15 protein-coding genes and 1 riboswitch are annotated in these 13,859 nt (G+C 52.6%); of the genes, 9 read left to right on the top strand and 6 right to left on the bottom strand.

The window, feature by feature from the left end; translation table 11 throughout:
• The first annotated feature begins 273 nt into the window (after window positions 1–273).
• Both purH and purD read left to right on the top strand, forming a co-directional pair.
• On the top strand, window positions 274–1,863 hold the full coding sequence (gene purH, locus M2371_RS21195) for a bifunctional phosphoribosylaminoimidazolecarboxamide formyltransferase/IMP cyclohydrolase (RefSeq protein ID WP_259268625.1): 1,590 nt from the start codon (window positions 274–276) through the stop codon (window positions 1,861–1,863).
• Window positions 1,864–1,879: 16 nt separating this feature from the next.
• Window positions 1,880–3,172 (top strand): phosphoribosylamine--glycine ligase, encoded by a 1,293-nt coding sequence (purD, locus tag M2371_RS21190; RefSeq protein ID WP_259268624.1) that lies wholly within the window; start codon window positions 1,880–1,882, stop codon window positions 3,170–3,172.
• Window positions 3,173–3,219: 47 nt separating this feature from the next.
• Here the strand turns inward: purD and M2371_RS21185 are convergent, their stop codons facing one another.
• The 6 genes from M2371_RS21185 to nudC form a co-directional block, all read right to left on the bottom strand.
• Window positions 3,220–3,918 carry a DUF1481 domain-containing protein gene (locus M2371_RS21185; protein WP_259268628.1) on the bottom strand — a complete coding sequence of 233 codons (699 nt, stop codon included), beginning with the start codon at window positions 3,916–3,918 and terminating at the stop codon, window positions 3,220–3,222.
• 8 nt (window positions 3,919–3,926) lie between these two features.
• Window positions 3,927–4,202 (bottom strand): nucleoid-associated protein HU-alpha, encoded by a 276-nt coding sequence (gene hupA, locus M2371_RS21180; protein WP_034492331.1) that lies wholly within the window; start codon window positions 4,200–4,202, stop codon window positions 3,927–3,929.
• Window positions 4,203–4,388: 186 nt separating this feature from the next.
• Window positions 4,389–4,979 carry a YjaG family protein gene (locus M2371_RS21175; RefSeq protein WP_034492329.1) on the bottom strand — a complete coding sequence of 197 codons (591 nt, stop codon included), beginning with the start codon at window positions 4,977–4,979 and terminating at the stop codon, window positions 4,389–4,391.
• Window positions 4,980–5,022: 43 nt separating this feature from the next.
• Window positions 5,023–5,694: a deoxyribonuclease V gene (nfi, locus tag M2371_RS21170; protein WP_259268623.1), complete on the bottom strand. Its 672-nt coding sequence runs from the start codon at window positions 5,692–5,694 to the stop codon at window positions 5,023–5,025.
• A gap of 15 nt (window positions 5,695–5,709) precedes the next feature.
• Window positions 5,710–6,774 (bottom strand): uroporphyrinogen decarboxylase, encoded by a 1,065-nt coding sequence (hemE, locus tag M2371_RS21165; RefSeq protein WP_172895881.1) that lies wholly within the window; start codon window positions 6,772–6,774, stop codon window positions 5,710–5,712.
• A gap of 34 nt (window positions 6,775–6,808) precedes the next feature.
• Window positions 6,809–7,582: an NAD(+) diphosphatase gene (gene nudC, locus M2371_RS21160; protein ID WP_259268627.1), complete on the bottom strand. Its 774-nt coding sequence runs from the start codon at window positions 7,580–7,582 to the stop codon at window positions 6,809–6,811.
• 94 nt (window positions 7,583–7,676) lie between these two features.
• On the opposite strand from nudC, the gene M2371_RS21155 reads away from it, so the two are divergent.
• From M2371_RS21155 to thiH, 7 genes are all read left to right on the top strand, one after another.
• Window positions 7,677–8,180, top strand: a complete 504-nt coding sequence (locus M2371_RS21155) for an Rsd/AlgQ family anti-sigma factor (protein WP_034492322.1) — start codon at window positions 7,677–7,679, stop codon at window positions 8,178–8,180.
• A gap of 51 nt (window positions 8,181–8,231) precedes the next feature.
• Window positions 8,232–8,350, top strand: a riboswitch (TPP riboswitch).
• Window positions 8,351–8,438: 88 nt separating this feature from the next.
• Window positions 8,439–10,340, top strand: coding sequence for a phosphomethylpyrimidine synthase ThiC (gene thiC / locus M2371_RS21150; RefSeq protein ID WP_259268622.1), 1,902 nt, complete (start codon window positions 8,439–8,441; stop codon window positions 10,338–10,340).
• Window positions 10,340–10,975 (top strand): thiamine phosphate synthase, encoded by a 636-nt coding sequence (thiE, locus tag M2371_RS21145; RefSeq protein WP_259268626.1) that lies wholly within the window; start codon window positions 10,340–10,342, stop codon window positions 10,973–10,975. Before thiC ends, thiE begins: the two co-directional genes overlap by 1 nt.
• On the top strand, window positions 10,968–11,723 hold the full coding sequence (locus M2371_RS21140; protein ID WP_259268621.1) for a HesA/MoeB/ThiF family protein: 756 nt from the start codon (window positions 10,968–10,970) through the stop codon (window positions 11,721–11,723). Before thiE ends, M2371_RS21140 begins: the two co-directional genes overlap by 8 nt.
• Window positions 11,707–11,907 carry a sulfur carrier protein ThiS gene (thiS, locus tag M2371_RS21135; RefSeq protein WP_259268620.1) on the top strand — a complete coding sequence of 67 codons (201 nt, stop codon included), beginning with the start codon at window positions 11,707–11,709 and terminating at the stop codon, window positions 11,905–11,907. Before M2371_RS21140 ends, thiS begins: the two co-directional genes overlap by 17 nt.
• On the top strand, window positions 11,908–12,687 hold the full coding sequence (gene thiG, locus M2371_RS21130) for a thiazole synthase (RefSeq protein ID WP_259268619.1): 780 nt from the start codon (window positions 11,908–11,910) through the stop codon (window positions 12,685–12,687). It begins immediately after the preceding gene.
• A complete protein-coding gene (thiH, locus tag M2371_RS21125; protein WP_172895894.1) occupies window positions 12,687–13,817 on the top strand; it encodes a 2-iminoacetate synthase ThiH in 1,131 nt (376 codons plus the stop codon). Before thiG ends, thiH begins: the two co-directional genes overlap by 1 nt.
• Window positions 13,818–13,859 lie beyond the last annotated feature (42 nt).

Here is a 13,859-nt window from a genome sequence, read left to right as displayed (position 1 = left end):
GGAGTTCTTCTGAGGCTGCAACCCTAAATATGCAGTAATTTGACTGACTGCTGCATTCCACAGCAAAACCCCGCCTTATACGCAGTTGTGCACAAAGTTATCCACAATCGTGATGAAGTCCTAAATTATGCGAGCGTGACGCAAACGTTTTCGCTACAATGTGCGCGCAATAAAAGGACGCCCCGTTTTGGGGCGTTAGCTGAGTTTTAGGGGAAATAACTAAAATTCAGCTAACGCTCTTCTATATGCGAACCAAAGCTAAGGGATCAAACCATGCAACAACGTCGTCCTGTACGCCGCGCTCTGCTCAGTGTTTCTGACAAAGCCGGTATCGTCGAATTCGCCCAGGCGCTCTCCCAACGTGGTGTCGAGCTGCTGTCCACTGGCGGAACTGCTCATCTGCTGGCTAAAGCTGGCCTGCCGGTAACCGAAGTCTCTGACTACACCGGTTTCCCGGAGATGATGGATGGACGCGTCAAAACCCTGCATCCAAAGGTGCATGGTGGCATTCTCGGTCGTCGCGGCCAGGATGATGCGATCATGGAACAACACGCTATCTCCCCAATTGATATGGTTGTCGTCAACCTCTACCCGTTCGCCCAGACTGTTGCCCGTGAAGGTTGCTCACTGGAAGATGCGGTAGAGAATATTGATATCGGTGGCCCAACCATGGTGCGCTCGGCGGCGAAGAACCATAAAGATGTGGCAATCGTCGTAAAGAGCAGTGACTACGAAGCGATTATTAGCGAGCTGGATGCTAATGAAGGATCTCTGACGCTCGAGACACGTTTCGATTTGGCTATTAAGGCTTTCGAACACACGGCCGCTTACGACAGCATGATCGCCAATTACTTCGGTAGCATGGTTCCTGCCTACCACGGCGAAAGCAAAGATCCTTCTGGCCGCTTCCCTCGCACGCTGAACCTGAACTTCATTAAGAAGCAGGATATGCGTTACGGTGAAAACAGCCACCAGCAAGCAGCTTTCTATATAGAAGAAGAAATTAAAGAAGCCTCCGTTGCCACCGCAACTCAGGTTCAGGGCAAAGCGCTCTCTTATAACAACATTGCTGATACTGATGCGGCACTGGAATGTGTGAAAGAGTTTAGCGAGCCTGCCTGCGTTATCGTGAAGCATGCAAACCCTTGCGGCGTAGCTGTCAGCACTTCCTTATTAGATGCTTACGACCGCGCTTACAAAACCGACCCAACTTCTGCATTCGGCGGCATCATCGCGTTCAACCGTGAACTGGACGCTGAAACTGCACAAGCGATTATCTCTCGCCAGTTCGTCGAAGTGATTATTGCGCCGTCAGCAAGCGTTGAAGCACTGAAGATCACTTCTGCTAAGCAAAACGTTCGTGTTCTGACTTGCGGCCAGTGGCAGCAGCGTGTTCCGGGTCTGGATTTCAAACGCGTCAACGGTGGTGTGTTAGTCCAGGATCGCGATTTGGGTATGGTGACAACCGCAGACCTGCGTGTTGTCAGCAAGCGCCAGCCAACAGAGCAAGAACTGCGTGATGCGCTGTTCTGCTGGAAGGTGGCGAAGTTTGTTAAGTCCAACGCAATTGTCTATGCCCGCGAGAATATGACTATCGGTATAGGCGCAGGCCAAATGAGCCGCGTTTACTCCGCTAAAATTGCCGGTATTAAAGCCGCCGATGAAGGCCTGGAAGTGAAAGGCTCGGCAATGGCTTCAGATGCCTTCTTCCCATTCCGTGACGGTATTGATGCCGCTGCGGCAGTCGGTGTGAGCTGTGTTATCCAGCCAGGCGGTTCAATTCGCGATGACGAAGTGATCGCCGCCGCTGACGAACACGGGATCGCAATGATCTTTACCGACATGCGCCACTTCCGCCATTAATCCGGAGCGACCATAAATGAAAGTATTAGTGATTGGTAATGGCGGGCGTGAACACGCGTTGGCCTGGAAAGCATCGCAGTCGCCTTTGGTTCGCACGGTATTCGTCGCCCCCGGCAATGCGGGCACGGCTCTGGAACCCGCTTTACAAAACGTGGCGATTAACCCAACGGATATTTCCGCGCTGTTGAGCTTTGCACAGAATGAAAAAATCGACCTGACGATTGTCGGCCCGGAAGCGCCGCTGGTGATTGGTGTGGTCGATGCCTTCCGTGCAGCTGGCCTGAAGATCTTTGGCCCAACTCAGGGAGCTGCGCAGTTAGAAGGTTCAAAAGCTTTCACCAAGGATTTCCTGGCTCGCCACAAAATCCCGACCGCTGAATACCAAAACTTCACCGAAGTCGAACCCGCTTTGGCTTATGTTCGTGAAAAAGGCGCGCCGATTGTCATTAAAGCCGACGGTTTGGCCGCAGGTAAAGGCGTAATCGTAGCGATGACGCTAGAAGAAGCCGAAGCTGCGGTAAACGATATGCTGGCGGGCAACGCCTTTGGCGACGCTGGGCACCGTATCGTTGTAGAAGAGTTTTTGGATGGCGAAGAAGCCAGCTTCATCGTGATGGTGGATGGCGAAAACGTTCTGCCAATGGCCACCAGTCAGGATCATAAACGTGTTGGCGATGGTGATACCGGTCCAAATACCGGCGGTATGGGCGCGTATTCTCCAGCACCGGTTGTGACGGATGAAGTCCACCAGCGTGCAATGGATCTGGTTATCTGGCCAACCGTGCGCGGCATGGCGGCTGAAGGAAATACTTATACCGGTTTCCTGTACGCTGGCTTGATGATCGACAAGCAAGGCAATCCGAAGGTTATCGAGTTTAACTGCCGCTTCGGCGACCCGGAAACCCAACCGATTATGCTGCGCCTGCAATCAGACCTGGTTGAGCTATGCCTCGCCGCCTGTGATGGCAAGCTGGATAAGACAACATCGAAGTGGGATGAGCGTCCTTCTCTTGGCGTGGTCATGGCAGCTGGCGGTTATCCGGCGGATTACAGTAATGGCGACGTGATTCACGGCCTACCGCTGGAAGAAGTGGCGGACGGCAAAGTGTTCCATGCCGGAACCAAACTGCGTGAAGACGATATGGTTGTGACTAACGGTGGCCGCGTTCTATGCGTGACCGCATTAGGCGACACTGTCGCACAAGCGCAGCAGCGTGCTTACGAGTTGATGAAGGATATCCACTGGGATGGCAGTTTCAGCCGCTCAGATATTGGCTATCGCGCCATTGAGCGTGAAAACGCGAAGTAATATTTGAAGTGATATTAAAGACCGCCCGCGTGGCGGTTTTTTTACATCTAAAATGTCGCAGGCTTAGGCTGCCAACTACAATAGTCCTGATTCGCGACCAGCAAAAGTTGTGACCCTTCTGGCGCTTCAAGCCAGGCCACGCTCACATCCATCGAGGAGTGACGTTGGCGATTCGCGATATGACTCAAAGATATGCTGTCGAGTTTAGGCTTGATTGTCTCACCTTCACAGGTGATGACTGTTCCATTGTCATGCCAGCGCCCTTGCCGAAGAACCACACGTCCAATACGTAATGCTTCGCTGGTTGCTTTGGTCCGGCTCGCCTGATACTGATACAAAGCGATTTGGTCATTGGAAAGCTGTTGTTTTTGGCCGTTCACTTCGCGCTGCATAAAGCTCAACTCGCCGTTTTCATCAAAGCGAACTTTGATGTGTTCAGACGGCTCACTCTGAATTGTCGTTTCAATCGACATTAGCTTTTCACCCAACCAGCGGTAATCACTGGTGGTCGTTGCGCCTTTCTGCATTGGACTCAGTACCGCAAGCATATGAATGCTGTGGTCGTCGCTATTATCTTTACGCCAGATACGCACCACACCTTTATCAGCGATATAGCCACTTGCCGTAAATGGTGGAAGCGGAGGCTGACTGCTGCATGCCATTAGCAGCACTGTGCCTGCCAGCACGACCAAAGGACGCCAGACAAACAAAAGGGGCGTAAACGCCCCTCTGCTAAAACTGTTCACTGACACTATTAGCTCTTAACAGCGTCTTTCAGTGCTTTGCCTGAAACAAATGCCGGCACGTTAGCTGCGGCGATTTTGATTTCATTACCAGTCTGTGGGTTGCGGCCAGTGCGCTCAGCACGGTGGTTTACCTTGAAGGTACCGAAACCAACCAGTTGGACAGCATCACCTTCTTTCAGAGACTCAGTAATTGCAGCCAGGGTGGATTCCAGAGCAGCTTTAGCCTGTACTTTAGACAGATCAGCCTTGTCAGCAATTACATCAATCAGTTGAGTCTTGTTCATAAGTTATCCTTACAATGTGTTTATCGCTTGCTAAGCATCGAGTGCGACGGAAATGCCAAAAAAGCACTCTCCTGCATACACGCACCGATAGCCACTTTTTTTCGCCCCACAAATGTAGACCAGACGGGGGGCTAATTGGAAGCCTTCAGGGGTGACAATTCGGACTGTAAGTCACGTTTTGCTGTCTTACTGCTGCAAATTTATACCAATATTGCTGCTACCCGCTTCGCGCAGGTCTGCACGCAGCCCTTTGATCAGCTCAATGTCGCGTTCTTCGCAGTCGGCTAACAGGCGGAAAATTTCCCATTGAATGTCCCATTCTTCTTCAACGGCAGGGTTTTCTCTCAGCTCTTCGTCGGTCATTTCACGACCAGCCTGGGTCATTTCCAGCATCGCAACGGTCGTAATTGACGCTTTACTGACTTCAATCGCATGTTCCAGAGTTTCCCCGGAAAGACGTGAATGAAGGAGTTCGCTCAACGCAACGCATGCATCAATCGCCGGGTAGACACCGTAAATATCATAGTCATCAGCAACCGGGATGCCTTCCTCGAGCTTCTCAAGTTGGCTATCAAAGTTTACTTTCGCATCTTTGACCGTCAAGGTTTCCCAAATCAAATCGAGAATTTTGCGATATAACTGAGGATCACCAAATTCAGTCTGCTGGCAGAACATGGCGTAATTCGGATACATACGTTCGCATAAAGAAGCCATGAAAGTGACATGTTGCCAGCTTTCCAGTTTCTCCAGGCGCAGATGGATTGGGTTTTGTAACATAGCGATGTCTCAAAGACGGAATATTAGCGGCAGTTTACCTTAATCACCCCTGAATTGCTTGCCACCGCGTGAAAGCCGGGCGACCTGATGCCACGGCATCAGCCCAGCGAGTCGGCTCCGGTAAACGATAACCCACCAGACAGCGATTCACCCATAACAAAGCCGTATCGAGGCTGACACGATGGCCTGTTGAGACAAACAACGGATTGCAGCGCTTTTTACTGCGCAGCACCCACGCCAGCGGTTCGCCTTTATCAGTCAGCAACTGGCACGAGCCGGGTTCCTCCGATAGCGGCTCAAACTTCCCACACAGACGTTTCTTGGCAACGCCTATCGTTGGCACGTCCACCAGCAGGCCAAAATGGCTGGCAACGCCCAAACGCCGGGGATGCGAAATACCGTGACCGTCGACAAACAGCAGGTCAGGTTTTTGCGACAGCATTTCCCACGCGGCAAGCAGTGCGGGATATTCACGAAATGAAAGGAAGCCGGGGATATAAGGCATTGAGGTGGCGACACGCGCCACCTGATATTCAACCAGTTCGAGGGAAGGATATTTCAATAGCACGATGGCGGCGCGCGTGACGTCGCCGCCCTGCTCAAACCCAACGTCAGCCCCGGCGATGAACCGGGGAGGATCTTGCTCCAGGCGATCTTCGCGGATCACCTGAGAAGCTAATTCGATCTGTTGTTTACGAAGGATTGCAAGATCCATTCCCTCTCCGGACTTTTACAGGTGATACGGTTTCGACAAACGGTGCACCGCTTCAACAAATGCACCCGCGTGCTCTGGCGGCACATCCTGATGAATACCGTGGCCGAGGTTAAAGACGTGGCCTTCACCTTTACCGAACCCAGCCAGAATCGTTGCCACTTCTTCTTCAATACGCGCAGGTTGTGCATAAAGCATGGATGGGTCCATATTGCCCTGAAGCGCGACTTTATGGCCAACACGGCGGCGAGCATCGGCGATGTCGGTCGTCCAGTCTAAGCCCAGCGCATCACAACCTGTTTCGGCCATCGCTTCCAGCCACTGACCGCCGCCTTTGGTGAACATCGTCACCGGCACGCGACGACCTTCGTTTTCACGCAGCAGGCCATCAATGATTTTGTGCATGTAATAGAGCGAGAATTGTTGATAATCACGCCCAGTCAGCACACCGCCCCAGGTATCGAAAATCATCACCGATTGCGCACCCGCTTTGATTTGCGCATTCAGGTACAGCGTGACGCTTTGCGCCAGCTTATCGAGCAGAAGATGCAGCGCTTGCGGGTCGGCATACATCATCTTTTTAATCACGGTAAAGGCTTTGCTGCTGCCGCCTTCAACCATATAAGTCGCCAGCGTCCACGGGCTGCCGGTGAAACCAATCAGCGGCACTTCGCCTTTTAACTCGCGGCGAATAGTACGCACCGCGTTCATTACATAACCCAGTTCATCTTCTGGATCAGGAATCGGCAGTTTTTCGACATCGGCACGGCTGGTAATTGGCGAGCGGAAACGCGGGCCTTCACCGGCTTCGAAAAAGAGACCAAGCCCCATCGCGTCTGGCACGGTGAGAATATCGGAGAAAAGGATAGCGGCATCCAGCGGATAGCGACGCAGCGGCTGCAATGTCACTTCACAAGCCAGCTCCGCATTTTTGCACAGCGACATAAAATCGCCTGCGACAGCGCGCGTGGCTTTGTATTCTGGCAAGTAACGACCTGCCTGCCTCATCATCCATACTGGCGTGGTATCTACAGGTTGGCGTTGCAGCGCCCGCAGGTAACGGTCGTTCTTCAGTTCAGTCATTTTGAATTTCCTTTGGCTGTATCGCTCAAGTTTATCACTCATAGTCCGCGCGACACAGGGCGACGGTATCTTCAATCAAACGACGCGCCACCGTACCTGGTGGCGGCAACAGCGGGAGCTGATCATATCTATACCAACCCGCGTCAATTAACTCTTTCGGGTCAATTTTAATCTCACCGCTGTGATAATCCGCCATAAACGCAGTCATCAACGATTGCGGGAACGGCCAAGGTTGGGAGGTTACATAGCGTAAATTCTTCACGCGAATGCTGCTCTCTTCCATCACTTCACGCGCCACGGCTTGTTCGAGGGTTTCCCCAACTTCAACAAACCCGGCCAGCACGGTATAAACCCCGTTGCGATGGCGCGTATGTTGGGCGAGCAGGATTTGATCGTCGCGGCGAATGGCAACGATGATGCACGGTGAAATTTGCGGGTAATAACGTTCACGGCAATGGCTACACAGCATCGCCCATTCGGTTTTGCTGACGTGCATTTCATGGCCACAGTAGCCGCAGAATTTGTGCGAGCGATAGAACTCCGCCAACTGCACGCCACGCCCAGCCAGCTGGAACAAACCCACATCCTGGTCAATTACCTGACGCACAGAACCCATATCCGCCCGGCGATTTTGTCGCACCAGCCAGACAGGCTCGTTTTCCCATTCGCCGATGGGTATTCCCACTGCGCCATCTAATTGAAATTCCTCTGCCGCTCCGTGAGGTAGCTCACCTTTGGGCAGCCACAGTTTTTGTTCATGACTGACGATAAACCAGCCCTGATCTAACTTTTGAATTACGCGTTCCATAACCTGGTGCACATCCCCGAGTTCGCTGGTATAAACAAATAGTCGTAACACTTTTGGGTACGTTTGCGTCACATCTCTACTCACGGAGTCAATCATGCTTAACCAGTTAGAAAACCTGACTGAGCGCGTTGGTGGTAGTAATGAGTTAATCGACCAATGGCTTCATGCCCGCAAACATCTGTTGGTAGCTTATTACAATATGGTTGGGATCAAGCCTAACAAGGAATCCCATACTGCGCTCGATGAAAAGGCTCTGGATAATTTTTGCCATAACCTCGTGGACTATCTTTCTTCCGGCCATTTTAATATTTATGAACGCATTATCAGTGAAATGGAAGGTAGCAGCCCACTTTTAGCCGCCACTCATCTTTACCCACAACTTGAAGCCAACACCCAGCAAATCATGGATTTCTACGATTCGCATCTCGAAAGCGCAATCGATCATGATAATTATATTGAGTTCCAGAAAGCACTTTCCGGCATTGGTGAAGCGTTAGAATCCCGCTTTTCGCTGGAAGATAAACTGATTCAGTTGGCGTACGACCACGATCTAAATGACAGTGCTAATGAGACCGGCAGCCTTGCACGTCCGGCTTGAGTTCTGCTCTGTTAACGCGTAATTTACATATCGACCCGTAGCAATACGGGTTTCTTCTTGTCGGAGTGCCGAGTGTTTAACTTAGTTAAGCACCGGCTGAGACCGTTAATTCGGGATCCGCGGAACCTGATCAGGTTAATACCTGCGAAGGGAACAAGAGTAATTCTGCTTTTGGGTTCACCCGTGCGCGGGCGCCCCACATTCATTACTCCTCCGTTGTTCTGACAAGCCACTTCCTGATAATTACTGGAATGAGCTATGTCTACTACTGAAAAAAAACCAAACCGTCGCGAACAGCGTGCTGCTGCCCAACACTTTATCAATACCCTCGAAGGCACTGCTTTCCCTAACTCTCAGCGCATTTACCTCACCGGCTCGCGTGATGATATCCGCGTGCCGATGCGTGAAATCCAGCTTAGCCCGACCGCCACTGGCGGTAGCAAAGAAAACCCGCAGTTCACCCCTAACGATGCCATTCCGGTTTATGACACTTCTGGCGCATATGGCGACCCGGCTATCAACATTGATGTCCTGCGCGGTCTTTCGCCACTACGTGAAAACTGGATTGCCGAACGTGATGATTGCGAAATCCTGACCGACCGCAGCTCTGCCTACACCAAAGAGCGCCTGGCCGATGACGGTCTGGATGAATTGCGTTTCGAAACACAGCTCACACCGAAGCGGGCTAAAGCCGGGAAAACCGTCACGCAACTGCACTATGCTCGCCAGGGAAGAGTGACGCCGGAAATGGAGTTCATCGCCATTCGTGAAAATATGGGCCGCGAGCGTATTCGCGATGAAGTTTTACGCCACCAGCATCCAGGCCAGGGTTTTGGCGCTCGTCTGCCAGAAAATATCACGCCGGAATTTGTGCGTGACGAAGTGGCGGCTGGACGGGCAATTATCCCCGCCAATATCAACCACCCCGAATCCGAGCCGATGATTATTGGACGTAACTTTCTGGTGAAAGTGAACGCCAATATTGGCAACTCGGCGGTCACCTCCTCCATTGAAGAAGAAGTGGAAAAACTGGTCTGGTCCACGCGCTGGGGGGCAGATACCGTAATGGATCTGTCTACGGGCCGCTATATCCACGAAACCCGTGAATGGATTTTGCGTAACAGCCCGGTCCCCATCGGCACCGTGCCAATTTACCAGGCGCTGGAGAAAGTTAATGGCATCGCCGAAGACCTGACCTGGGAAATGTTCCGCGATACGCTGCTGGAACAGGCCGAGCAAGGCGTGGACTATTTCACGATACACGCCGGAGTACTGCTGCGTTATGTGCCGATGACCGCCAAACGCCTCACCGGAATTGTTTCGCGCGGTGGCTCGATTATGGCGAAATGGTGCCTGTCGCATCATCAGGAAAACTTCCTGTATGAGCACTTCCGCGAAATATGCGAAATATGCGCGGCTTACGACGTTTCGCTCTCTTTAGGCGACGGCCTGCGCCCCGGCTCCATCCAGGATGCCAACGACGAAGCACAATTCTCTGAGCTGCATACGCTTGGCGAGTTAACCAAAATTGCCTGGGAGTACGACGTACAGGTGATGATTGAAGGACCGGGGCATGTGCCAATGCAGATGATTCGCCGCAACATGACCGAAGAACTGGAGCATTGCCACGAAGCGCCGTTCTACACACTCGGCCCGCTGACTACCGATATTGCGCCTGGTTACGACCATTTCACGTCAGGAATTGGTGCGGCCATGATCGGCTGGTTTGGCTGCGCGATGTTGTGTTACGTCACGCCGAAAGAGCATCTCGGCCTGCCGAACAAAGAAGATGTTAAGCAGGGGCTGATTACCTATAAAATTGCGGCCCATGCCGCAGACCTCGCAAAAGGCCACCCTGGTGCGCAGATCCGCGATAACGCCATGTCGAAAGCCCGCTTTGAATTCCGCTGGGAAGATCAGTTTAACCTCGCACTCGACCCGTTCACTGCCCGCGCGTATCACGACGAAACGCTGCCACAGGAGTCCGGCAAAGTCGCGCACTTCTGTTCCATGTGCGGGCCAAAATTCTGCTCAATGAAAATCTCCCAGGAGGTTCGCGATTTCGCTGCTAAACAAGCCATAGAAGTCGGACTGGAAGATATGTCACAAACCTTCCGGGCAAAAGGTGGCGAAATTTATCTGCGCCAGGAGGAAGTGTGATGAACAAACCTGCATTTCCCGCTGTGCCGCAGCGGTTGGGTTTATACCCGGTGGTTGATAGCGTTGAATGGATTGAGCGACTGTTGGGAGCAGGTGTGCGCACCATTCAATTGCGCATCAAAGACAAACACGACGATGACGTTGAGGCCGATATTGTTGCGGCCATCAAGTTAAGCCAGCAATACGAAGCTCGCCTGTTTATTAACGATTACTGGCGGCTGGCAATAAAACATCGCGCTTACGGCGTGCATCTCGGCCAGGAAGATATGGATGTGGCTAATCTGGACGCCATTCGCGACGCGGGTTTACGCCTCGGGCTTTCGACACACGACAATATGGAAATGGATCGCGCCCTGATGGCGCGCCCTTCTTACATCGCTTTGGGGCATGTTTTCCCTACCAACACCAAACAAATGCCGTCCGCCCCGCAAGGGCTGGCGCAGCTCGCTGCACATATCAAAACGTTGGGCGATTACCCCACCGTGGCGATTGGCGGGATAAGCATTGAGCGCGTTCCCTCCGTGCTAAAAACAGGTGTGGGCAGTGTCGCGGTGGTTAGCGCAATAACTCAGGCTGCTGACTGGCGAGCGGCAACTGTGCAGTTGTTGGAACTAGTGGGGGCTGGCGATGAATGATTCCGACTTTATGCGTTACAGCCGCCAGGTGCTATTGGAAGACATCGCCATTGAAGGGCAGCAAAAGCTGCTCGCCAGCAAAGTCTTAATCGTCGGATTAGGCGGGCTGGGTTCCCCGGCGGCGTTGTATTTGGCTGCCGCAGGCGTTGGTACCCTGATTCTCGCCGACGATGACAACGTGCATATCAGTAATTTGCAGCGCCAGATTCTGTTCACCACGCAAGATATCGAACAGCCGAAATCGCTGGCCGCCCAACGCCATCTACAACAACTTAATCCTGATATTAAGCTCCAGGTTATTGGCGAGCGTCTGGCTGGAGAAGTGTTGAATCAGGCAGTAAAAAATGCCGATTTGGTACTGGATTGCAGCGACAACATGGCAACGCGCCATGCGATTAATGCCGCCTGCGTCGCACACAGCAAACCGCTGATTTCCGCAAGTGCCGTGGGATTTGGTGGGCAACTTATGGTGCTGACGCCGCCATGGGAGAACGGTTGTTATCGCTGTGTGTGGCCTGATGAACACGAACCGGAACGCAACTGCCGCACGGCAGGTATCAGCGGCCCGGTGGTGGGTGTGATGGGCACATTGCAGGCGCTTGAAGCGATAAAACACCTCAGCGGCATGGTTCCGGCTGCGGGTTCTTTACGCCTGTTTGATGCCCGCCAACATAGCTGGCGAACGCTCATCATGCAGAAAGCAGCAGGCTGCCCGGTGTGCGGAGGGCAACATGCGCATCCACTTTAACGACGAACCGATGCAATGCCCGGACAACCTGATGCTGGCGATGCTGCTGGAACAACTCAGTTTATTGAAACCAGGCGTTGCATTAGCGATCAATCAGAGAATCGTTCCACGTGAGCAATGGGAAAACCATTTGTTGAATGATGGCGACCAAATCGTGCTTTTTCAGGCCATAGCCGGGGGTTAAATGCTACAGATTGCTGATAAAACTTTTTCGTCACACCTGTTCACCGGCACCGGGAAATTTGCCTCGCCGCAGTTGATGGCAGAAGCCATTCGCGCCTCAGGTTCGCAATTGGTGACGATGGCGATGAAACGGGTCGATTTGCGTAATCGTAACGATGCGATTCTGGCACCTTTACTCGAAGCCGGCGTGCAATTGCTGCCTAATACTTCAGGTGCCAAGACGGCGGAAGAAGCGATTTTTGCCGCTCAACTGGCACGTGAGGCGCTCGGTACGCATTGGGTTAAATTGGAAATTCACCCTGATGCTCGCTACCTGTTGCCCGACCCTATCGAAACTCTGAAAGCTGCGGAACAACTCGTAAAAATGGGGTTTGTGGTTCTGCCTTACTGCGGAGCCGATCCGGTTTTGTGTAAACGGCTTGAAGAAGCAGGATGCGCGGCAGTGATGCCGCTTGGTGCGCCTATCGGTTCAAATCAAGGCTTACAAACGCGAGCGCTGCTGGAAATTATCATCGAACAGGCCAGAGTCCCGGTCGTCGTTGATGCTGGAATTGGCGCACCAAGTCATGCCGCTGAAGCCCTGGAAATCGGGGCTTCAGCGGTGTTGGTCAACACCGCCATTGCCGTGGCGCGTGACCCGGTACAAATGGCGCACGCATTTCGCCTCGCCGTTGAAGCGGGCTTAATTGCAGCGCAGTCTGGTTTAGGAACACGCCATCAGCAGGCTCACGCATCCAGCCCGTTGACGGAGTTTTTGCAATTTAGCCAGGAGAATGCGTGATGGCACAAACCTTCACTGACCGCTGGCGAGAGCTGGACTGGGATGACATTACGCTTCGCATCAACAGCAAAACAGCTGCCGACGTAGAACGTGCGCTGGCAACACAGAAACTCACACGTGATGATTTCATGGCGTTGCTCTCCCCCGCCACCAGCCAATTTCTGGAACCGCTCGCGCAAAAGGCACAGTATTTAACTCGCCAACGCTTTGGCAACACAGTGAGTTTTTATGTGCCGCTTTATCTGTCAAATCTCTGCGCTAACGATTGTACTTACTGTGGATTTTCCATGAGTAACAAGCTCAAACGTAAAACGCTCAATGCGCCAGAGATTGAACGCGAGTGCGAGGCGATTCGCAAACTGGGCTTTGAGCATTTGCTGTTGGTGACCGGTGAGCATCAGACCAAAGTGGGAATGGACTATTTCCGCCAGCATCTTCCCGCCATTCGCCGGCAGTTCAGTTCATTACAAATGGAAGTGCAGCCGCTGGAGGAACATGAATACGCTGAACTGAAAACCCTCGGTCTGGATGGCGTGATGGTTTACCAGGAAACTTATCACCAGGCGGTATACGCGCAGCACCATCTACGGGGCAATAAGCAGGATTTCTTCTGGCGCCTGGAAACACCCGACAGATTGGGTCGGGCAGGAATAGACAAAATCGGTCTTGGTGCGTTAATCGGATTATCAGACAGCTGGCGCACCGACTGTTTTATGGTGGCTGAACATCTCTTGTGGCTACAGCAAAATTATTGGCAAAGCCGCTTTTCGATTTCATTTCCGCGATTACGCCCGTGCGCAGGCGGGGTGGAACCCGCATCTGTGATGACGGAAAGCCAGCTTGTGCAGGTGATATGTGCATTTCGTCTGCTCGCCCCCGACGTTGAGCTTTCACTTTCTACGCGCGAATCTCCGTGGTTCCGGGACAACATGATTCCACTCGCCATAAACAACGTCAGTGCGTTTTCAAAAACGCAGCCTGGCGGCTACGCCGATAATCACCCTGAACTCGAGCAGTTTGCTCCACATGATGGGCGCACTCCAGTCGAAGTGGCTGAGGCATTAACACGCTCAGGCTTACAACCCGTGTGGAAAGATTGGGATCGTTTTCTGGGAAGAACCTCGCAGTAGCTTTGCACGCTGAAATGGCGGCAACTTTACCTTTTCGTTGCC

Origin of the sequence: Buttiauxella sp. BIGb0471, from assembly GCF_024807715.1 — a bacterium.
Lineage (GTDB): Bacteria > Pseudomonadota > Gammaproteobacteria > Enterobacterales > Enterobacteriaceae > Buttiauxella > Buttiauxella agrestis.
Note: the sequence above shows the minus strand (reverse complement) of the source record. Positions and strands in the feature narration are given on the sequence as shown.